This is a genomic window from Pseudomonas sp. VI4.1, assembly GCF_002029345.1.
Lineage (GTDB): Bacteria > Pseudomonadota > Gammaproteobacteria > Pseudomonadales > Pseudomonadaceae > Aquipseudomonas.
The window spans coordinates 1-21060 of sequence record NZ_MULM01000125.1 but is presented as its reverse complement, the minus strand read 5'-3'; the positions used below and the strand labels follow the sequence as shown (position 1 = coordinate 21060).

The following is a 21060-nucleotide window of genomic DNA, read 5'->3' as shown; positions in this document are numbered from 1 at the left end:
CCCGTCACCATGCCGATACTGCATCCGTTTAGCCATAAGCTGGCTCAGGCCAAGGTCTGGTTGTTCGACCACCCGCGCACCGTGCTGGCGATCATCGCGGTGCTGACCCTGTTCTTCGCCCTGCGGATTCCCGGGCTGAAGGTCTACACCGACTTCTCCGACCTGCTGCCACAGGAACACCCGTACATCCAGCTGCACAACAGCATCAAGGACAGCTTCGGCGGCGCCAACGTGCTGGTCATCGGCGTGGCCTTCGACAACGGCGACCTGTTCAGCAACGAGCGCCTGGCATTGATCGATCGGGTCACCCAGGCGGTGGACAGCCTACCCGGAGTCAACCACAACCTGGTCAGCAGCCTGACCCACCGCAACTCGCGCAAGGTCTGGCTGACCGAGGTCGGCAGCATCAACTCCGAGCCTTACTACCAACCCGAATTCGGCCAGCTCTCCGCTGCGCAGTTGGCGGCGATGAAAGCCGACGTGGTGGCCAACCCGCGGGTCTATGGCCCGTTGGTGTCGCCGGACCTGCAAGTGGCGTTGGTCAAGGCGCAACTGATCGAAGGCCAGCTCGACTACGCCAAGACCTTCGCGCAGATCCAGGCGCTACGCGACGCCGAGAAGATCGACGGGGTGACCCTCTACGCCACCGGGCAACCGGTACTGGTGGGCTGGGCCTACACCTACATGAGCCAGATTTTGCAGATCTTCATCTGCACCGTGCTGATCATGCTGGCGCTGCTGGTGATGCACTTCCGCAAGGCCTATGGCACAGCCTGTTCCGCCCCGGCACCCTGGGCATCGTCTCGGACGCCATCGGCCTGCTGCTGATCGCCATCGGCTCGATCGCCCTGAACACCAAGCTGGGCATCTACGCCTCGCTGTGGGCGACCACGGTGATCTTCAGCGTGCTGATCGGCGTGCCGCTGCTGCTGTCGATCCTGCCCAAGCCGAAGAACCCGGAGATGCGCGAGACCGCGCTGCGCCACATCGGCGCGATCTGTGCGCGGACGGTGGCCAACCCGACCGCCGCGCGCAAGGCGCTGGGCTTGGCCGCGCTGGCCATCCTCGCCAGCCTGTGGGCCTCCTCCCAGGTGCGCATCGGCGACTCCGAGCCCGGTTCGCCGATCCTCTACCCGGAACACGATTACAACGTCTCGTCCAAGGAGATCAACCAGCGCTTCCCCGGCTCGGAAGAGCTGTACATCGTCGCCGAACATGCGGAGAAAGGCGGAATCAAGAAACCCGAGGTGCTGCGCGCGCTGCAAGCGCTGCAAAACCACATGCTCAGCGACCCCTCGGTCGGCGGCAGAAAGGGCTTGCCGGACCTGATCACCCAGGTCAACCGGCTGATGCACAACGACGATCCGCGCTGGCTGCAGATTCCCCACGACGCCAATTACGTCGGCGGGCTGATGTTCACCTACATGGCCTCCAGCCCGATCCCCGGCGCGCTCAACGAGTTCACCGACACCGACGACCGCGTCGCCAACCTGGTGTTCTATTACAAGGATCGTCAGGGCGAGACCATCCGCCGCGCCATGCACATGGCCAAGCAGTGGATCGAGCAGCACGGCGATGCAGTGCCGGGGCTGAGCATCCGCCTGGCTGGCGGTACCCTCGGCGTGGCCGCGGCGATGAACGAGTCGGCATTCGAGACCAACCTAGTGGTGCTGCCGCTGGTGTTCCTGCTGATCTTCGTCTTCGTCATGCTGTTCTACACCTCCTGGCATGCCGGCTTGATGATGCTCCTGGCGATGGCCTTCGCCAGCGCGCTGACCTACGCCTATATGGGCCTGGCCGGCATGGGTATCGACATCAACACGGTGCCGGTGATCGCCGTCGGCATTGGCGTGGGCATCGACTACTCGATCTACATGATGGATCGCATCCGCGAGGAAATGGCCAAGTTTGGCCGTCTCACCGACGCGGTGCGCCAGGCCATCGCCACCACCGGCATCGCCATCAGCTTCACCGCACTGACCCTGATGGCCGGGATCATCATGTGGGTGATCCTCTCGGACCTGCGTTTCCAGTCCGATGCCGCCCTGCTGCTGTGCGTGATGATCGTCATCAACGCCATCGCCGCCATGTTGCTGGTACCCGCCTGGGTGCTGGTGTTCAAACCGAAGTTCATCACCGGGGCCTATGCCGACGAAGACGGCATTCTGCACGCCGACGCTGCCGTGCCCGCCTCTGCCGAATCCCTGCCGGTCGCGCCCCGCGTGGCGACCGGCGGGCTGCCGCAAGGGGAACGCCATCCGGCCTGAACCGGATGCCTTCCCACACTTAAACCGCACGAGGACCTGTCATGCCGACAACAACAAAAATGGGCCTGCGACACTGGAGTCTGGCCCTGCTGGGCGGCTCAAGCCTTGCTCTGACGCCACTGACTTCGGTCATGGCCGAGGAAGAAATGCAGTTCACCGGTTACTACGAGAATGCCACCTTCGTTCGCGATAGCGCCGGATTGTCGAAATTCCGCAACACCGTGCAGGTCAACGCGGACAAGAAATTCGGCACCCTGGGCCAGCTGAACTTCAACAACGTGGCCTTCCACGGCACATTCCGCGGCACCTACGACGGGGTCTACGACCTCAACAGCAGCGAGTACGGCAGTGGCGCCGGCGGCGCGGTCAATCTGGAGAACAACATCGCCGGCGCGGGCTCGACTGTGCCGCACGGCGGTGGCATCCGTCCGCCAGGCACCTTCTTCGGCTTCAACGACGCGCGCAACCCCAACGAGGGGATGATCGTGCTCGGCGAAAACCTGCACAAAACCCGTGGCGGCGTGGCCTTCGGCGTGCCGGTACGGCCCTGCGACAAGGACAGCCGCGGCTGCATCGACGACTACCTGGACTACAGCAGCAACGACCTGCGTTTCCCCGAGTTCAACGAACGCCTGGACTTCATCCGCGAGCTCTACGTCGACTTCGACAACGAGCTGCCCAACGGCGACATCCTTAGCTGGCGCCTGGGCAAGCAGCAGGTGATCTGGGGCCGCACGGTGTTCCGCGTGCTCGACGTGATCAACCCGGTCGACTACTCGCGTAACAACATCTATGACGAGCTGGAAGACATCCGCATCCCGATGTGGATTGCCAAGGCCGACTGGCGGATGGGTGCCAACGAGGTATTCGACGACCTCAACCTGTCGTTCGTGTGGAACTTCGACAAGTTCCGCCCGCACAACCTTGGCCAGTGCGGCCAGCCCAACTCGATCCTCGACGCTGGCTGCTTCTTCCGCGGAATGAACAACCTGTGGGAAAACGGCGGCACCGTGGCCAACTTCGCCGGCGGCAACATCGCCACCGACTTCGGCCCCGGCCAGATCGGTATCCGCAAGGCGCACATGCCGTCCTGGAGCCTGTCCAACAGCCAGTTCGGCATCAAGCTGGAAGGCGTCTATGGCGATTTCGGCTTCTCGCTGAACGCCCTGACCTACCGCTCGCAACTGCCCTCGCTGCGTGGCGGCATCCCGGCTCTGAACCCCTTCACCGGTGAAACCGCGGTATGGCCGGCCCTGATCGCCTTCGATATCCATTTCCCGCGGGTCAACCTGATCGGCGGTTCGATGGACTACTACTCGCAAGCGATCGACACGGTGTTCCGCTTCGAAGTCGCGCACACCGAGGGCGAGGAGTTTGCCAACACCCTGCAATCACGGCTGTTCTCCGAGTCCGACGTCACCCGTTACGTGATCGGTGCGGACAAGAACATCTTCATCCCCTTCCTCAACCCGGGCCGCGCGTTCCTCTTCTCCGGCCAGCTGTTCGGCCAGCACATCAACGAGCACCAGCTTGAGGATCGCCCACTGGGCAAGGCCGGCATGCCGGACTGGGAGCAGAACTGGATCGGCACCCTGCTGGTGAAAGGCTGGTGGATGAACGGCCGCCTCAGCCCGCAAATAATCGTCGCGCATGACTTCAAGGCCCAAGCCACGGCCATCGCGCCGAGCGTGGAATACCTGTTCAGCGACAACTTGAAGATCGTCGCCGGCGCCAACTTCAAGGTCGGTCGCGGCGCTCGCGAGTTCGACGATTGCCGCAGCTGCAACCCCTGGGACCCCTTCACCAGCTATGGCCTGCCGGAGGGCGTAAGCGCCGGTCTGAGCGGCTACGAGCCGCTGGGCCGCTTCCGCGCCGGCCCCATCGGCATGGCGCAGAAGGAAGACGAACTGCAACTGACCCTGCGTTACAGCTTCTGATCAATCACGAGGAACAGCCATGAACTACAAGAAATTCCAGCAGAGCCGCGCCCTGGCGCTGGCCCTGTTGACGCTGGGCGCGACCAGCGGCGTCTACGCCGCCGACGAGGCGGTGATCCAGCAGTCCTTCCACCCCTACCAGAACGACAAGCCGAGCTTCGCCGGTCTGAGCGCCGGCATGACCATCAACAAGGGCAACGTCGCCCAGTTCAAGGAGATTCTCGACCCGGCCTTCTACGGCTTTATCGAGAAAGGTTGGGCGGAGCTGAAGGTCGGCGACACCACCTCCTTCGACCTCCCTGCCAGCTATGTCGATGCCACTCGCCAGTACATGGACGCGGTCAAACTCGGCGCCAAGCCCGGTGAGATCAGTGGTGCCGTGGCCGGCCGGCCGTTCCCCCAGGAGCCGGACGCCAGCGACCCGCGCGCCGGCGAGAAGCTCGCCTGGAACTTCAAGTACGGCTACAACTGGGGCGACAGCGCCGCCATCTCGCCGTTCTACTGGAAGTTCCGCGATTTGAACTCCGGCAAGGTGGAGCGCACCATCAAGTTCGACTTCCACTTCCTCAACTTCACCCGCCGGGTCGACCAGGAGCCGAAACCGGCCATCACCCCCAACCCGTCGCAGCTGTTCCGCGGCATCTACGTCAAGGTGCTGGAGCCGTATGACGTACGCAACACCCAGCTGTTGATCCACCGCGCCGAAGACGACCTCAAGCGTGACAACTCCTGGCTGTACCTGGGCTTCCAGCGCCGCGTGCGGCGCCTGGCCACCGGCCAGGTGACCGATGCCTTCCTCGGCTCCGACTTGATGATCGAGGACTTCGAGGGCTACAACGGGCGCATCTCAGATATGAAGTGGACCTACAAGGGCACCCGTTTCATGCTCATGCCCTTCTACAACCACAACGACCAGACACTGGACAGCGAGACCCACAAGGACAGCGACGGTTACCAGATGGTGGCGTTCGGTGGCCAGGGCGGCTGCTTCCCCAACATTACCTGGCAATTGCGCAAGGTCTACGAAGTGGAAGCGGCGCCGGTGGAGGCCAGTCATCCCCTATCCAAGCGGGTTCACTACTTGGATGCACAGACCTTCGCCGTGTCTCGCACCATTTCCTACGACCGCAAGGGCGCGCAGTGGAAGACATTCACCATCGGCAAGGCGCATCCCGACCACCACCTGCCCAAGAACAAGGGCACTGGCGTCGCACTGGATGACAGCTTCTCGATGATCGACGTACAGGCTATGCACTGCACCACCGGGCAGCTCAAGGGTCAGGTCGACCCGACTCTCAGTCCGCCGGAGATATTCAGCGTGCAGCACATGCGCGCTACCGGCAACTAAGCAGCGCACTCGGCCCGGCACGCGAGAAGCGTGCCGGGCCTTTCAGGCGTACTCATCCAGAACACTTGCACTTCCGAAAATCGGTCTGTGCTTGCCCCTTGCGCAGGCACTTCGCCCCTTTCGGTCGCAGGCTCAGATGCTGAGACCGCTTGGTTAAGTAGTCCATCGCAAGGTGCACGTTGCCACGAGTCCGCTCGTTGCTACGGTGAATCATCCCGATACCGCCTTTATCACCGTACTGGGCTTTGTTGTGATTGCAACTGTCGTAGCTACCCCTGCCACGGGTGATCTGCTCCCACAGAGCCCCGATTTGCTGCGCCTTGTAGATGTCACCCCGCACCATAGCGCCATTGAAGAAGAAGGCCGCATGGAGGTGGAACCCACGACGCTTTCCCTGTTCGACACGACAGATGTAGCCAGTCTCATGGTCGAAGATCGGATTGCGCTCACGCGCCCGAATCAGTCGCTGCAAATCCGCAAACACATGCTCAACCCGCAGCCTTGCCTGAGCAACGGAGCGGTAATACAGATTGACCCTGACCACCAGGGTCGTGGCGTAACGATCCAGCACCCGGTCGACGTATTCAGCCACTTCACGGGACTGCTGACGCCGTTGATATGCCGCGTCATCCCTACGACGACGGTAGCTGCGTTCATGCGTGAGTTGGCGAATATGTTCGGCCAGGCGGTTGAGCGTGTCGGTGTAGTCACGGTACTGGGACGTCTCTTCATCGAAAGAAATGATCCCTGCCAGTGAACTGTGCTCCACACCAACGTCGTAGCACGCCTGTTGGAACAGTCGCAGATGCGGCCCGTAGTGGTAGTCATCGTTATGGCTGACCAACTCCAGCATCTGAGCGAGGTTTTCGAAGTACCGGGAGAGCTTGGTACGCTTGACCGTGCCGCTGGCAGTCACCGATTGCACGGTTCCTTCGCTGCGCTCTACCGCGCCAACTAGGTCTTCGATCTGGAGTGCGATAGCGGACTGAGAGAGGGTTTTGGATGTGTGACGATGGTTCATGGTGTTGCACCTGGGTTGTTAGTACATATCAGGTGCAAGGTCTGTATTTTTTTACTGCTGCGAGCCTGCTAGTGCTGTTGCTGTGTGGTCAGCAACAGCGTCCTGTCATGCCCATGTGCAGCTAGCGCTGATGGCTACGGGTCATGGTGCTATGGGTATGGTTGATGAGGTATAGGTATATAACTAGAACAAGCAGCTCTCCGATCAGCACGGCATCGACCAGCCGGGAAAACGAGAGGAAAGATTCCCCCAGCAGCCGAGAAATTTCCTGCACATAAAACACAGGGAGTTAGCTGAGAAATTTGGCGACCAAGCGGCATAAGTGCTCTGACCAACTCTCAAGTCGGTCAGAGCATCAATTTACGCCATCACAACGATACAGGCTGCCACCTACAGCAGCCCTCTCGACCAACCACCTCGACAAGGGAGTGGGTCAAAGTGTGGGTCATAAACAAAAAATAAAAAATAATCCTCTAAAATCATACAGTTAAAACAAATAAATACCGGCATCAAGCCGGCTTTTTAATGCCCGCATGATGAGTGATTCGAGCAAGCACCTAGCCCACGCGTCTGTGGCGTTCATGCCTGTCATTTGCAACGTGGGGTGATTAAAGGTTGGAACTGGACGCACCAACCTATAACCACGGGATATTATGCTCTCACAACAAAATTAATAAGCCGACTTGCCATGCAATGAACCCGCCATGCTCGATCGGAATTGAGCCCCCCAATGGCCATCGACATTCGTAATAATATAGAACGAGTCAAAAGTATGACCTTGGATAGGGTTCCCAGCTTTATCCAGGCGTGTAAATGAAAGGGCCACGTGATACTTGTTTGCGTTGCCTTTCCCATCAGTACCGGACTGGACAACATACCGGTAGTTCCAACGTGTATTTTCCCAGCCAATTGCTTTCGAAAGCGCTTGCAAGTTTTGATCTTTCACATAAACTTCAGGTGTTTGCCAAACATTGACCTGGTTGCCAGACATGCGCACGTGCGGATAGTTCAATGTCTTCGCCCATGCCAACTCATCCTTGGCATTGAAGGTTGTCAGGAACCTGTCCAGTGCCTGGCAGGGAACATCAAACTTCTCGCTATAATTTCCTTTCGCGTCCTTTGCACAGCTGTCTGGCAAATCAGTCGGGGCAGAAGCTGCAAACACGTGGGAGCTTGCAATCCCAGCAGCCAAGAACAACGATACTTTCAATACAGGCTTCATGATCATCCCTTATTATAGTTTGCATTAAACATCCGATAAGACATTACAAAAAGCATCAACTTATCTTGCAGCTACAAACACTTTAACTGCGAAGCAACTCATAATGGCTCACACCTTTATTACAGGCTCGCAAGCGTCTCGCCACCAATCCTGCGAATTGAACCATCGGTCAGTTGCTTCGACTGCTCTGGGTCGTGGCCGTAAAGCACAATCGCCCCTTTAGATTTCAGCTGTTTGAACACATTGAAATTATTGAGCATTGCTTGTGCATCATTCACCACCATTGCATCAGGCAGCGTCATCTTTTCTAGAGACGCCTTCAAGTAGCAAGCGTCTGCAGTAATGACGACAACCTTACCCTCTACAATGACTTTAAGTGACTGATGCCCGGGCGTGTGTCCAAAACTCGGCACCAGCACAACCGATCCATCACCAAACAGATCGTGCTCGCCATCAACCTCAAGGCGGTCGTGGCCCAAATCATAATGACGAGGCGAATAGACTTCTTTTTCAATATTCTCTTCACTCTTAGCCGCCTCCCACTCACGTTTTTGAATCACCAGCCGCGCATTCGGGATACACGCATTACCACCGCAGTGATCGAAGTGCAGATGAGAGTTAATGATAAAATTAATTTTCAGCGGATCGACACCGAACGCCTCTAAACGCTTGGCCACATCCTCACCGGGTACAAAGTTGACTGTAGTCAAATCAGCAAAAACCCCGAGCGACTTCTTGACCACTTCTGGATCTTTCGATTGCAAAGGCAACTCAAGCCCCGTGTCAAACAGAACAGTACCTTTAGGATGTTCGATCAGATAGCACGGCACTGGAATTGCCAAATCACCTGTTTCACCCGCCATGAAAAAACCGTAAGGCATGGTGATCCAGCCGCATGTCATTGCATATAATTTAACTTCTTCCATCGCGATAGCCCTTCAAATAATGACGATTAGCCGTTGAGAGACGCCTAGACACTTCAACTCGGTGCACTCTGCCACTCCCTACTCCAATCTTTCTTGATTCTATAAACCCGCCCCCTTGTTACCAGGCAGCCCGGTAAATCGCCTCGATATCCCCAGCCGTGAATTTGCGCGGGTTATTGCGCATCAACCGGTCAATCTTGCTGGCCTCCTCGGCCATGGGTGCCAAAGCGTCCTGCGGAACGTTGAACGCGCGAAGACCGGTAGGAATGTCTACAGCAGCACACAGCTCAGCCATCGCATCGACACTGGCGTCTGCGGCCTGGCTATCGCTCAACCCGGCGATATTCACGCCCATTGCCTGGGCGACGTCGCGAAGGCGCTCCGTACAGGCAAGCTTGTTCCAGCGCATGACATGGGGCAGCAGCAAAGCATTGCTGACGCCGTGGGCTATGTTGAAGCGCCCGCCCAGCGGATAGGCCAGCGCATGTACTGCCCCTACGCCTGCGTTTCCAAAAGCCATGCCGCCCATCAGACTCGCTGTAGCCATGTCTTCCCGGGCAGCAAGATCATCGGGGTTGGCATACGCTTTAGGCAAAGCGCGAGCGATCAGTTTAATGGCTCCAAGGGCAATGGCGTCGGTGATCGGCGAGCGATTGATCGAAAGGTACGCTTCGATCGCATGCACAAGTGCATCGACACCGCTGGCAGCGGTTACGCTTCGTGGGCAGGTGCGCGTCAAGACCGGACTTACGAGAGCAACGTCAGGCAGCAGGTAGTCACTCACAATGCCTTTCTTGAGCTGCGCTTTCTTGTCGGAAAAGATCGCCACGTTAGTGACCTCCGAACCCGTGCCTGCAGTGGTAGGAATCGCGATCAGGGGCGGCCCCTTGCGGCTGACCTGATCGACGCCGAACAGGTCGGCCAGAGCGCCGTCGTGTCCGGCGAAGGCCGCGACACCTTTCGCGATGTCGATAGCGCTTCCTCCTCCCAACCCAATCAGCCCATCATGGCCCCCCTCGCGAAAGGCGCGGGTACAGTCTTCGACCAAACTGATTTCAGGCTCCGGTTGAGCCTGGTCGTAAAGGCCATAACTGCGGCCACCCAAGTGGGCCAAGGCGAGGTCGACTGTGCCCGACTTGAGCAGGATCGCATCGGTCACGATCAATGGATTACTCACCTTCAACCGGGTCAACTCAGCATCAAGCTGTTCTACCGCGCTGGCCCCGGTCAGGAGCTTATTGGCGATTTGAAAGGCAGAAACACTCATCGGCTCATCCTCGTTTTTTTATTTGAGTTGAACCAGGAGATTACAAAACGTGTGCCAAATTTCTGAAATGCCCGTTTTAGGGGGGGGGTTGCCTCGTTTTTGCTGATCTCCACCACGGCTGGCGATCACGATCTCAATCGAAAAAACGGCTGCTGATCAGAATTCTAATCAGATCTCTCCCAGCGTTTCATTTTCTGGACGATGGTTGCCTGGCTAACGCCCAGCGCTTTGGCCGCCAGGCGGGTGGTCTTGTGGACGCGAATTGCTGAAAGAATCGCGCTCCGCTCTGCGTTTTCCAGAACCTTGCGCAGCGGCAGGCGATTTTGATTCAAGCGATCAACGTGAAGGTTCAGGATCTCCTCTGGGAGATCCAACGCCTCAATCGTGTCACTTTCGCAGGTGACTACCAAACGCTCGACCAGATTGATCAATTCGCGAATATTGCCGGGCCATGCGTACTCACAGAGCAGGTCCAGCGCCTCAAGCCCCCACGTCATGTTGCGCTCGTAGCGCTCGTTGAATTGCCTTAGGGATCCTCTGAAAAACACTTCCAGATTTGGCAAAATGCCTGACCACTACCGTCGAGCCGCCTGATGAAGCAGATGACCTTCGCCGATGCCGAATACGCCGGCAAGCGCAAACAAACCCGCAAGGAACGCTTCCTGATCGAGATGGATCAGGTGGTACCGTGGGCCGGCTTGATCAAACTGATCGAGCCTCACTATCCAAAAGGTGAAGGTGGTCGCCCAGCTTATCCCTTGATGGCCATGCTGCGGGTGCATCTGATGCAAAACTGGTTCGGCTACAGCGACCCGGCGATGGAAGAGGCTTTGTACGAAACGACCATCCTGCGCCAGTTCGCCGGTCTGAATTTGGAACGTATACCTGACGAAACCACCATCCTCAACTTCCGTCGTCTGCTTGAAAAGCATGAGCTGGCTGCCGGGGTTCTGCAGGTCATCAACGGCTATCTGGGTGACCGTGGACTGCTGTTGCGTCAAGGCACAGTGGTCGATGCGACCATCATTCACGCACCGAGCTCGAGCAAGAACAAGGACGGCAAGCGTGATCCCGAAATGCACCAGACGAAGAAGGGCAACATGTATTTCTTCGGCATGAAAGCGCACATCGGTGTCGACGCCGAATCCGGGCTGGTGCACAGCCTGGTGGGGACAGCCGCGAATGTTGCAGACGTGACCCAGGTCGATCAGTTGCTACATGGCGATGAAACTTACGTGTGTGGGGATGCCGGCTACACCGGCGTGGAGAAGCGTCCCGAACATCAGGATCGTCAGATGATCTGGTCAATTGCCGCTCGGCCAAGTAGTTACAAGAAGCTCGGAAAGAAGAGCCTGATCGGTCGGTTACGACGCAAGATCGAATACGCGAAAGCGCAGGTACGCGCGAAGGTTGAACACCCGTTTCGGGTGATCAAGCGTCAGTTCGGTTACACGAAAGTGCGGTACCGTGGCCTGACGAAGAATATTGCACAACAAACCACGCTTTTTGCTCTGTCGAACCTCTGGATGACTCGAAAGCGGCTACTGGCGATGGGAGAAATGCGTCTTTAATGCGGAAAAACGCCTTGGAAGGGCTCCGTTTGAAGGTAAATCGATGAGTTTACGGCGAAGAATGTTCGATTATCGGATCGAATGAACATTCTTTTAACCTCAAGCCAAGAGGGCGTGGGCCCGGCGCCTAATTCAGACCTTCCCTAAGTTACGCAGTGGGGTCACTTTCAGTTTGGTGACCACACCACTCGTGCCTTAATCGAGAATCATGGACGGAGATGAGGCCTTATCTGTCTTTACCTGAGCAGGCTCGTCATCGACGGCCTGGTCGCGGGTGAAGGTGCCATCGTTCTCGCCTTTGAAGAAATTCTTCCCGTAGATCAGCAGGCAAAGCGCGACTCCCACGGCGAACGCCCAGCTGGCACCCTTGATGGCGAGCACGGCACCGATCACGCCTGCGATGCCAAGGTCACGCTGACTCTTCGCTTCCAGAACACCGAGACGAACGCTCACATAACCCTGGATCAGCAGAGTGAGGGCCAAGGCCACACCCAGGATGGGTTGAACAAGCGTAACGACTGGCAGCAACAACAAGCCTGTGTTCGTGCCCCAGCGGAAAGAGCCGACGCCACCGATGATGGACTGCATGGCACGTGGGCCACCTTTGAACCGCTCGATGATGACCACAAGCATTGCCGCCCATTTAGGCCCGCACATTGCCACATCTGGGCCGAAGATACTCATGAATGCATTCCGTCCACCGAAGATCAGGTGAGCGCGATCAGGGTTGTAGTCCACCTTTTCATCGGTACGCACCTGCTCAGCCTCATCCAGCAGAACCTTGGCGCTAAGCACGTCGCCGAAAACGACGATGTACACCGCAAGCACCATTGGAATGGCTGAGATGAACATCGAGAGAGGTGGCATGCCCAGGCCGAAGACTGTGTAGTTGTTCCAGAGCCCCATAAAGTCAGGCGTGCTGATACCCCACTTGATGGTTGGCCAGGATGCTTCGTTCACCAGCGGCGCAATCACGACGGCAAGCAGGATGATGGGCAGAATTCCAAGCTTGGCGAAATTCCACCAGAAACGATTCCGTTTTTTCAGCTGTGCGAAATGCTGGGAGAAAATCAGATAGAACGCCAGGCCTACGGTGATGCTGATAGTGATCGGCAGCACATCGAATTTACCGCCAATCTGGAACACAGAAATCACGGCACTGAAACCCGCGCCGACAATGATGCCCGACTTGATGGCTGAGGGAACGTAGGTGAAGACCTTCTTGGCCATTCCCGTTGCGCCGAGCGTTATCGAGAACACTCCTAACAATAGCTGGAAGGCAATGAGTGCATGAACGCGCTCTGGCCCCTCAGGGAATGTCGCGCAGTAAGCCATCAGCAGTGGGACTGCTGGCGTGATCCATCCTGGAACGGTTGGATCTCCAAGGAGATGGTGAGTGAGGTAAAGCAGACCATTGAGCATGACGACAGCGAGGGCCACTTGGAATGGCATTCCGAGAAGCTCGGTCATCAGGGGGATCGCCGCGAGATCCACGGCGCACATCAAGAGGCCTTGGAGGAAGTCTGGTAGCTCAAGGCGATAGTGCAGAAATGGCAGTCGAACCTTGAACGGGCCAAGGGGAATGTATGGAGTTTCATGTGCTGAATTTGACATCAGTGCACCTGTATTATTGGTCTTGTAGGCATGGCACCCAGCCAGGGGTGCCAGATTCATCAGGCTGCTACCAGGCTGCTCGGTAGATCTCCTCAATGTCTGCCGGCGAAAGTTTGCGAGGGTTGTTGCGCATCAGGCGGTCGATCTTGCTGGCCTCTTCAGCCATTGATGCCAATGCGTCATGGGGGACACTGAATGCTCGAAGCCCGGTTGGAATACCGACTGCTGAACACAGCTCGGCCATCGCGGTAACTGCAGCATCAGCTGCTTGAAGGTCGCTCAGCCCGTCGACGCTGATACCCATTGCCTGGGCAACATCTTTGAGGCGCTCAGCACATGCGAGCTTGTTCCAGCGCATGACGTAAGGAAGCAAGAGTGCGTTGCTGACACCGTGAGCGATGTTGAAGCGTCCGCCAAGTGGATAGGCCAGGGCATGTACCGCACCGACACCAGCGTTGCCAAACGCCATGCCACCCATGAGGCTCGCCGTGGCCATTTCTTCGCGAGCAACCAGGTCATCAGGGTTCGCATAGGCCTTTGGCAAGGCACGTGCGATAAGTCGGATTGCGCCCAGCGCGATGGCATCGGTGATAGGTGAGCGGTTTACAGAAATGTACGATTCGATGGCGTGTACAAGCGCATCTACCCCGCTTGCAGCAGTGACGCTACGTGGGCAGGTAAGGGTCATTACCGGACTTACCAAGGCGACGTCTGGCAAGAGGTAGTCGCTCACAATCCCTTTCTTCAACTGCGCCTTTTTGTCCGAAAAAATAGCCACGTTGGTGACCTCGGAACCGGTGCCGGCAGTGGTTGGGATTGCGATCAGTGGAGGGCCTTTGCGGGCTACCTGATTTACTCCGAAAAGATCGGCCAGAGCTCCCTCATGCCCAGCAAAGGCAGCAACACCTTTGGCGATATCAATCGCGCTGCCACCGCCCAGGCCGATTAGTCCGTCATGACCGCCTTCACGGTAAGCACGAGTGCAATCTTCAACCAAGCCGATTTCCGGCTCTGGTTGAACTCGGTCATAGAGGCCGTAGTTGCGGCCAGCCAGCTCGGCCAAGGCGAGCTCAACGGTGCCGGTTTTCACCAGGATCGCATCGGTCACGATGAGGGGATTATTGACCTTCAAACGTGTTAGTTCGGCATCGAGTTGGTTAATCGCGCCGGCGCCAGTAAGGAGTTTGTTAGCTATCTGAAAGGCAGAAACACTCACGGGCTCATCCTCTTTGTTTTCTTGTGATGAGCTGGTGGGTAACAAAAGCTATGCCAAAGCTTTGAAAAGACCGCCGTTGCTGGCCTTCACAGCGTTCTGGTGAATGTCGGGAGGCGTTCAGCGAGCAAGAATTAAATCAAAAAGCTGGTCTCCGATTAGGAACCTAATCAGACCTTTCCCAACGTTTCATCTTTTGGACAATGGTGGCTTGGCTGACGCCCAGGGCTTTTGCCGCAAGGCGGGTGGTTTTGTGAATACGCATCGCGGACATGATGGCGCTGCGTTCTGCATTCTCAATGATCCTGCGCAAGGGGAGTCGGCTCAGGTTTTCGCCCTCTGCATGCAGGTTCAGCATCTCCTCCGGTAGGTCTAGCGCTTCAATCGTTTCAGACTCGCAGGTAACGACCAAGCGCTCGACCAGATTTATTAGTTCGCGGATATTTCCTGGCCAAGCATACTCACAGAGCAGATCGACCGCCTCGAGACTCCATTTCATGTTTTGCTCATATCTGCCGTTGAAATGAGCAAGGTAATGTTCCAGGAGCGTGGGTATCTCATTGCCACGTTCCCTCAGGGCAGGGATTTTGATCGGAACGACATTGAGTCTGTAATACAGATCCGCCCGGAACAAGCCATCAGCAACCCGCTGTCGAAGATCATGGTGGGTCGCGCTGATGATGCGGACGTCGACCTCCTTTAGCTCTAGGCCTCCAACAGGGATGAAGCGATTTTCCTCGATGGCCTTGAGAAGCTTGACCTGAAGGGATAGGGGGAGATCACCAATCTCATCGAGGAACAAGGTGCCATGGTTGGCGAGCTCCAATAGCCCTCTCTTCCCTTTTGCAGCGGCCCCTGTGAAAGCTCCTGGCGCATATCCGAACAATTCCGCTTCTATGAGGTTTTCCGGCATTGCTCCGCAATTGAGAGGTATGAAAGGCTCATTTGCCCGAGCGCTTGCATTGTGGATGTACTGGGCGACGAGGCTTTTGCCTACCCCGGTCTCTCCGAGAAGCAGAACCTTCACATCGCTACTGGCCACTCGTCGAGCTTGGGCAAAGAGCTGTCCAGTCTGTGCCTGGTCGAAAACCATTGGAGACTTTGCGAGCTTCATGTATTCGCCAGCGTGCAGTTGCGCGGTGCTGCTACGAAGCTTTTTGAGCCCAGCTAGCTCATCACGCTCGTGCTTCATACGCAGAAGCTCGGTCATGTCCCGAACTGCGCTGACGACGTAGCTGATGCGGCGATCTTCAAAAATCGGCGTAGCGCTTACCAAAAGCTTTTTGCCGTTGCTTAGGCTTTGCATCACTGATACTGGAGCGCCTTGCTGGAGCACGCGCAATGATGCTGACTGTGATAAGACACCATCGCGTACCAGGTCATGCATGCTACGCCCGATGATTTGCTCACCTTCAAGCCCTGTCAGTCGCTCGTATGCAGTGTTCACCTTCACGGTGATACCGGCGCCGTCGGTGATATAGACGCCGTCATGCAACGCATTCAAGAACGTGTCAAAGGTTTGGTCGTTGAAGTCCACGATCAGGATCTGCCACAGAAAAGGATAGTGTACGTGGTTTGGTCACTAACAGGAGCAAGCCTGTGGAGTCACCAGCCTGGCTGTGCGATCTCAGCCCTGTGGTAGCGCTGACGAACCTCGACATTGATCGTCGAGCGAGGCATACCAGTCTGCGTAGGGCGTATTTACAACCATTTTTCGGTTGTAGTCCGGGCTACCGTCCTTCCACCATGGCGCCCCTCGTTCACCGAGCTTTACCTTGGCGTCATTGACAAGCTCCCTTGCGACACGAAGCTCAGTGGCGTCTCCGGAAGACTTGGATTTCTTAACTGCGCGCCGGGCGTTCATCAACTCCTTAACCAATCGACCTCGCTCATCCTCGGAAAGCGACGGATCGCTGCAGCGCCACAGTCGACCTTTGACCACAAAGTATCGCCCGTCAGGAGTCACGGCGTAGTTGCTCATGTGATCACTCTTTAGGCAGCAGCAATGGAAAACTTGGCTGTATCACTCAGGAAGATCATTCGAGTAACTCCTCCAGCACGAGGCGCTATGGTAAATCTGCGCGTCCAGTTGAGCCTGGTCGTCTGCGAATCTCGGAGAATTACTCGGGGTGAGGTGAGCGAGCACTGGCTCAATCGCCACATGGCCAGCAAAGCCACCCTCTAGGAGCGTCCGGTGATGCGTCCTGAAATTGATGTGTCCGGTTCCAATTCCGCCTCGGCCTGAATCGGAGATGTGATAGATCTCGAGTAAGTCCAAATTGGCCCGTATAGCCTGCAAGGGATCCTGCTCATTGATGTTCATGTGAAAGCTGTCCAAGATCATGCCCATGTTTCCCTCACCGACAGCTTCGATAAGCTCCCGGCACTCCTGAGCGGTGTGTATCAGGGGTACTTCGTAATGGTTGCATACCTCGTAAAGCGTTCGGACGCCGCGTTCATGAGCGTATCGGTTAACCGCCTCGCAACAGGTTAGGAGTTGATCCTTGGCATCGTTCCTGTTGTCACAGTTCTTCGTCCACAGCGAGAGGCCTTGAAGCGTAACCGGCACCGTCCCGAGAATCTCGGCAAAATCGATCACGCGTTTGTAGTAGGCGACAGCTCCGGCTGCACTGGCAGTGCTCGGGTCAGTAGGCCCAGCATTGAATGGGTCGACGGCGATGACTTCTAACCCTGACTGGATGGCGCTGTTTCGAAGCTGAATCGGATCGACGTCTCTATGATCACCAGCGTATTGAATGCCGTCCAAGCCCAGTGCTTGCGCTTTGTTGATCACGTCCTGAGCCGCAGTGAGCCCCAATGTCCAAGTCACAATGCTAATGCTCATCCTAGATTTCTCCCCTAAAAATCTCATCTAAGGCATTCGAATATGCAATGCTCACGTGGTTCAGAGAGATACAAGCCTGGACTGCATTGGAGGCTCACAATCGAGCCCCCAACACACGCCGCCTTAGGAAGACGTGAGGTCTCAGGCGGTCATTACGGTGACCGACTTGGTGACCAGGTACGGCTCAAGAGCCTCTGGGCCACCTTCCGAGCCGTAGCCCGAGTCTTTAACACCGCCAAACGGCATTTCAGGAACCGGAGTCGAAGGCTGGTTGATCCAGAGCATGCCCACTTGGAGAGTTTGGGTAAGAAGGTGAACGTTGCGATATGAACGCGTGAAAGCATAACCGCCCAGGCCGAATGGGAGACGGTTGGCCTCAGCTATCGCTTCCTCAATATGATCGAATCCACGTACAGCTGCGATCGGACCAAACGGTTCTTGAGAAAGCACTTCAGCATCCAACGGAACATCTGCTAGAACAGTTGGGGCGAAGAAGTTGCCTGTCGAGCCGATTCGCTCACCACCAGTCGCTACCGTCGCGCCCGATTTACGTGCGTCTTCAACCAAACCTGCGATTGCCTCTACTCGACGAGCATTCGCTAGAGGCCCATAGTTAACTCCATCTTCGAGGCCATTACCGATTTTGAGGCCTTCAGCGTATGCGACCATGCCTTTCACAAAGGCATCTTTGATGCTGTTATGCACCAAGAATCGTGTCGGGGAGATGCACACCTGACCGGCGTTCCGGAATTTAGAGGCGCTTGCCACCTGGATAGCTAACTCCAAATCGGCATCCTCGGCGATGATCACTGGTGCGTGTCCACCCAGCTCCATCGTCGCCCGCTTCATGTGCAGGCCAGCCAGGGCAGCCAACTGTTTACCGATCGCAGTGGAACCGGTGAAGGTGATTTTGCGGATCACTGGGTGCGCGATAAGGTATTTGGAGATCTGGTCGGGGTTACCGTACACCAGACCGATAACTCCCTTTGGTACACCTGCGTCGGCAAATGCACGAATCAGTTCGGCTGGTGAACGCGGGGTCTCTTCAGGAGCCTTCACCACGAAAGAGCAACCTGTTGCCAATGCAGCACAGAGCTTACGAACCACCTGGTTAACCGGGAAATTCCATGGCGTAAAGGCTGCTACCGGGCCAACTGGCTCCTTTACGACAATTTGGCTAGCGTTGATATTGCGAGGAGGAACTACACGACCATAAACGCGACGACCTTCCTCGGCAAACCACTCAATGATATCTGCCGCAGAGTTGACTTCGATACGCGACTCCAGCAATGGTTTGCCCTGCTCTTGAGTCATGTACCGGGCGATCGTTTCGGCCCGCTCCCGAATGATGGAAGCGGCTTTGCGCATGATGGCAGATCGCTCGTATGCAGGTACATTACGCCAGACATCGAATCCAGCCTGTGCCGCATTAACAGCTTGTACAAGGTCACCTTCAGACGCATGGGCAACGGTACCAATTCTCAAACCGGTTGCGGGGCTAACAACATCAATAGTTGATCGACCTTCAGCATCACGCCACTCTCCATTGATGAAAAGTTGAGTATCTGGGTACGTCTCATTAATCATAAATCACCTTTTTAATTGTTAGCTGAGTGCCTAGACCCTTGCGGTATCATGGCATGTGATTCGCGGTGAATCCGCCTAAAAATACACGGCAATCAAGACAGTTTAAAACTGACTCGCAGAATCATTAAAACGACTTTTTTTCCTTCATCCAGTCCTTATCATTGCAAAACCAGGTCTACCCTTATCCTAGAGCCAGCCAAGGATTATCAGATCCACGCAAGCTTTAGGGATGGTCTGAAGTAGTCAGGTATTTCTGGCTGACTCCAGCCCTTGCCGATTTCAAAACGGTAATTCGGCTAAAAAACGATCAAATCATCCCCTCTTTCCGGATTTATAGCCGGCGCGAGCACCTCGCGCCGGCCATTTCCCGCATTACAGACGCACCTCTCCTGCATTCGTCAGCAAATGTCGGCGCGCCATCCACAGGTTCGACAGCGCGAACAGTGTCACCAACTGCGCGGTGTTCTTCGCCAGGCCACGCAAGCGTGTCTTCACGTAGCCGAATTGGCGCTTGATCACCCGGAACGGGTGCTCGACTTTGGCGCGCACCTGGGCCTTGGATTTCTCGATCTTGCGCTTGGCTTTGTACAGCGCACTGCGCTTACTCAGCTTCTTGTACGTACTGCGGCGGGCCGCAATCTGCCAGATCACCTCCCGGCCTTCATGTTCCGGGCGTTTCTCTACGCCGGTGTAACCCGCGTCGGCGCCGACCCTGTTTTCCTTTCCATGCAGCAGTTTGTCGACCTGGGTAACGTCAGCAACGTTGGCTGCCGTCCCCACCACGCTGTGCACCAGACCTGACTCGGCATCCGCGCCGATGTGAGCCTTCATGCCGAAGTGGTGAGTCGGCCACAGGAACTGCCCCCGTAGCCGCTCGCAGAACCGTACGTGACACTCTCGCGTCATACGGCTCCCGTTATCCAACCTGTTGCTCGGTTACTTGCCAGTGATAAAACAGTCGAGGGGCAGCCGTCTGCACCGTGTCCAACCATTGAGATATGCGCCGCTTGCGCCCGTGAAGTATTTTGTACTTACGACCGGCCCAACGCTTGAGTGCGCTATCGATATGTCGAAAGATGCCAAGCATGGCCGTCCGATAGAACGCGCCATAGTACTGCCACCAACCTTGTATCACTGGGTTGTAAAGCCGAGCCACAGCAGCCAGCGTCACGTGAGTTTGGCGGTTGACCCGCCACTCGCGCACTGCTCGCCGCATCCGCTTCAACGCTTGCGCACTGACTCCCGGCAGGAAGCTGGTGAAAAGGTTGTTCTGTTGGCCGATTGCCTTCCTGGGTCTAAAAGTGAAACCAAGGAAGGTAAAGCTCACATGCGGATACTCCGCGCGTCGATTGCTGTCCTTGCAGTACACGATTTTCGATTTCTCGGGATGCATCGTGAGACCACAAACTGCTAGACGTGAAGCGATTGAACGCATCACGTGTTCTGCCTGCCTCTCGCTACGACAATGCACTACCGCATCATCGGCGTACCGGGCAAAAGGACAGTTTGGGCTGTTTCGTTGCATCCAAGCGTCAAAGGTGTAATGCATGAACAGATTCATCAGCATGGGACTGATCACGCCGCCTTGCGGGGTGCCACGTTCGCGTTGAATGCGAACGCCATCTGCTGCCTCGAACGGAGCAACCAGCCATCGTTCGATGTACAGCAGTATCCAGTCCTCTTTGATATGGGTTCGCACCGCTTTCATCAGCAGTTCATGATCAATGTGATCAAAAGCCGCCTTGATATCAAACTCCACCACCCAGTCGTATCGCCAGCAGCGCTCGCGTGTGATCGCTATGGCCTGTTTGGCTGAACGCCCTGGTCGGTATCCATATGAGTCCGGATGGAAAAGCGCATCCAGCTTCGGCTCGATGAGGAGTTTGACTACAGTTTGTGCGATACGGTCGCTGACCGTAGGCACTCCCAGCCTGCGTATACCCCCCGATGCCTTCGGTATCTCAACAACCTTGACCGGCGGCGGGAAATAAGACCCCGACGACATTCGATTCCATAGCTTGTAAAGATTCTTCGGCAGGTTCCGCTCAAAATCGGCAATGGTCTCATCGTCGATTCCAGCAGCTCCCCGGTTGGTTCTGACCTGCTGATAGGCCTGGCGGCCTCAGGTTCCAAGTGCAACAGTCAGTTGATAATGTTGAGCCGATTGGTTGCCAGCAGTTGCAGATGATCCGTCAACACTTCAACAGGGAATTTCCAGCCCAATGTCTGACGAGGTCGGGTG

Annotated in this window: 15 protein-coding genes and 3 pseudogenes; 5 read left to right on the top strand and 13 right to left on the bottom strand. The window is 56.5% G+C overall.

The window, feature by feature from the left end:
- Nucleotides 1-9: 9 nt before the first annotated feature.
- The 4 genes from BZ163_RS35125 (at nt 10) to BZ163_RS08680 (ending at nt 5552) form a co-directional block, all read left to right on the top strand.
- Entirely contained in the window at nt 10-828 is an 819-nt protein-coding gene (locus BZ163_RS35125) for a hypothetical protein (RefSeq protein WP_196618277.1), read from the top strand.
- A 65-nt stretch (nt 829-893) separates the two neighbouring features.
- The gene (locus BZ163_RS35120; RefSeq protein WP_197080540.1) at nt 894-2267 is read left to right on the top strand and encodes an RND family transporter; all 1374 of its coding nucleotides are present in this window, start codon (nt 894-896) and stop codon (nt 2265-2267) included.
- Between the two features lie 41 nt (nt 2268-2308).
- Entirely contained in the window at nt 2309-4204 is a 1896-nt protein-coding gene (locus tag BZ163_RS08685; protein ID WP_033045103.1) for a DUF1302 family protein, read from the top strand.
- A 19-nt stretch (nt 4205-4223) separates the two neighbouring features.
- Nucleotides 4224-5552: a DUF1329 domain-containing protein gene (locus tag BZ163_RS08680; protein ID WP_033045102.1), complete on the top strand. Its 1329-nt coding sequence runs from the start codon at nt 4224-4226 to the stop codon at nt 5550-5552.
- Between the two features lie 52 nt (nt 5553-5604).
- Here the strand turns inward: BZ163_RS08680 and BZ163_RS08675 are convergent, their stop codons facing one another.
- The 5 genes and pseudogenes from BZ163_RS08675 to BZ163_RS08655 form a co-directional block, all read right to left on the bottom strand.
- On the bottom strand, nt 5605-6573 hold the full coding sequence (locus BZ163_RS08675) for an inovirus-type Gp2 protein (protein ID WP_033040554.1): 969 nt from the start codon (nt 6571-6573) through the stop codon (nt 5605-5607).
- A 670-nt stretch (nt 6574-7243) separates the two neighbouring features.
- The gene (locus BZ163_RS08670) at nt 7244-7795 is read right to left on the bottom strand and encodes a hypothetical protein (RefSeq protein WP_033040557.1); all 552 of its coding nucleotides are present in this window, start codon (nt 7793-7795) and stop codon (nt 7244-7246) included.
- A 119-nt stretch (nt 7796-7914) separates the two neighbouring features.
- Nucleotides 7915-8721 (bottom strand): N-acyl homoserine lactonase family protein, encoded by an 807-nt coding sequence (locus BZ163_RS08665; RefSeq protein ID WP_033040551.1) that lies wholly within the window; start codon nt 8719-8721, stop codon nt 7915-7917.
- A 118-nt stretch (nt 8722-8839) separates the two neighbouring features.
- Entirely contained in the window at nt 8840-9988 is a 1149-nt protein-coding gene (locus BZ163_RS08660) for an iron-containing alcohol dehydrogenase (protein WP_033040547.1), read from the bottom strand.
- A gap of 164 nt (nt 9989-10152) precedes the next feature.
- A pseudogene (locus tag BZ163_RS08655) lies at nt 10153-10518 on the bottom strand (hypothetical protein); the annotation flags it as partial.
- Nucleotides 10519-10581: 63 nt separating this feature from the next.
- Here BZ163_RS08655 and BZ163_RS08650 point away from each other — a divergent pair.
- Nucleotides 10582-11559: an IS5 family transposase gene (locus BZ163_RS08650; protein WP_033041454.1), complete on the top strand. Its 978-nt coding sequence runs from the start codon at nt 10582-10584 to the stop codon at nt 11557-11559.
- Between the two features lie 195 nt (nt 11560-11754).
- On the opposite strand, the gene BZ163_RS08645 is transcribed toward BZ163_RS08650, so the two are convergent.
- The 8 genes and pseudogenes from BZ163_RS08645 to ltrA all read right to left on the bottom strand — a co-directional run.
- On the bottom strand, nt 11755-13173 hold the full coding sequence (locus tag BZ163_RS08645) for a hypothetical protein (protein WP_050511587.1): 1419 nt from the start codon (nt 13171-13173) through the stop codon (nt 11755-11757).
- Between the two features lie 67 nt (nt 13174-13240).
- Nucleotides 13241-14389: an iron-containing alcohol dehydrogenase gene (locus BZ163_RS08640; protein WP_059396408.1), complete on the bottom strand. Its 1149-nt coding sequence runs from the start codon at nt 14387-14389 to the stop codon at nt 13241-13243.
- Between the two features lie 163 nt (nt 14390-14552).
- Nucleotides 14553-15923 (bottom strand): sigma-54-dependent Fis family transcriptional regulator, encoded by a 1371-nt coding sequence (locus tag BZ163_RS08635; RefSeq protein WP_033041397.1) that lies wholly within the window; start codon nt 15921-15923, stop codon nt 14553-14555.
- A gap of 90 nt (nt 15924-16013) precedes the next feature.
- On the bottom strand, nt 16014-16367 hold the full coding sequence (locus BZ163_RS08630) for a hypothetical protein (protein ID WP_033041395.1): 354 nt from the start codon (nt 16365-16367) through the stop codon (nt 16014-16016).
- A 42-nt stretch (nt 16368-16409) separates the two neighbouring features.
- Nucleotides 16410-17231: a sugar phosphate isomerase/epimerase gene (locus BZ163_RS08625; protein WP_050511584.1), complete on the bottom strand. Its 822-nt coding sequence runs from the start codon at nt 17229-17231 to the stop codon at nt 16410-16412.
- A gap of 141 nt (nt 17232-17372) precedes the next feature.
- Nucleotides 17373-18818 (bottom strand): NAD-dependent succinate-semialdehyde dehydrogenase, encoded by a 1446-nt coding sequence (locus BZ163_RS08620; protein ID WP_023662275.1) that lies wholly within the window; start codon nt 18816-18818, stop codon nt 17373-17375.
- A gap of 372 nt (nt 18819-19190) precedes the next feature.
- A pseudogene (locus tag BZ163_RS08610) lies at nt 19191-19661 on the bottom strand (IS5 family transposase); the annotation flags it as partial.
- A gap of 59 nt (nt 19662-19720) precedes the next feature.
- Nucleotides 19721-20931, bottom strand: a pseudogene (ltrA, locus tag BZ163_RS08605) (group II intron reverse transcriptase/maturase); the annotation flags it as partial.
- Nucleotides 20932-21060 lie beyond the last annotated feature (129 nt).

What these genes read in the sequence shown, in the direction of transcription:
- BZ163_RS08620 (WP_023662275.1), bottom strand. Translation starts at nt 18,818, where the DNA reads ATGATTAATGAGACGTACCCAGATACTCAACTTTTCATCAATGGAGAG.
- BZ163_RS08630 (WP_033041395.1), bottom strand. Translation starts at nt 16,367, where the DNA reads ATGAGCAACTACGCCGTGACTCCTGACGGGCGATACTTTGTGGTCAAA.
- BZ163_RS08660 (WP_033040547.1), bottom strand. Translation starts at nt 9,988, where the DNA reads ATGAGTGTTTCTGCCTTTCAAATCGCCAATAAGCTCCTGACCGGGGCC.
- BZ163_RS08685 (WP_033045103.1), top strand. Translation starts at nt 2,309, where the DNA reads ATGCCGACAACAACAAAAATGGGCCTGCGACACTGGAGTCTGGCCCTG.
- BZ163_RS08670 (WP_033040557.1), bottom strand. Translation starts at nt 7,795, where the DNA reads ATGAAGCCTGTATTGAAAGTATCGTTGTTCTTGGCTGCTGGGATTGCA.
- BZ163_RS08650 (WP_033041454.1), top strand. Translation starts at nt 10,582, where the DNA reads ATGAAGCAGATGACCTTCGCCGATGCCGAATACGCCGGCAAGCGCAAA.
- BZ163_RS08665 (WP_033040551.1), bottom strand. Translation starts at nt 8,721, where the DNA reads ATGGAAGAAGTTAAATTATATGCAATGACATGCGGCTGGATCACCATG.
- BZ163_RS08645 (WP_050511587.1), bottom strand. Translation starts at nt 13,173, where the DNA reads ATGTCAAATTCAGCACATGAAACTCCATACATTCCCCTTGGCCCGTTC.
- BZ163_RS08680 (WP_033045102.1), top strand. Translation starts at nt 4,224, where the DNA reads ATGAACTACAAGAAATTCCAGCAGAGCCGCGCCCTGGCGCTGGCCCTG.
- BZ163_RS08625 (WP_050511584.1), bottom strand. Translation starts at nt 17,231, where the DNA reads ATGAGCATTAGCATTGTGACTTGGACATTGGGGCTCACTGCGGCTCAG.
- BZ163_RS35125 (WP_196618277.1), top strand. Translation starts at nt 10, where the DNA reads ATGCCGATACTGCATCCGTTTAGCCATAAGCTGGCTCAGGCCAAGGTC.
- BZ163_RS08675 (WP_033040554.1), bottom strand. Translation starts at nt 6,573, where the DNA reads ATGAACCATCGTCACACATCCAAAACCCTCTCTCAGTCCGCTATCGCA.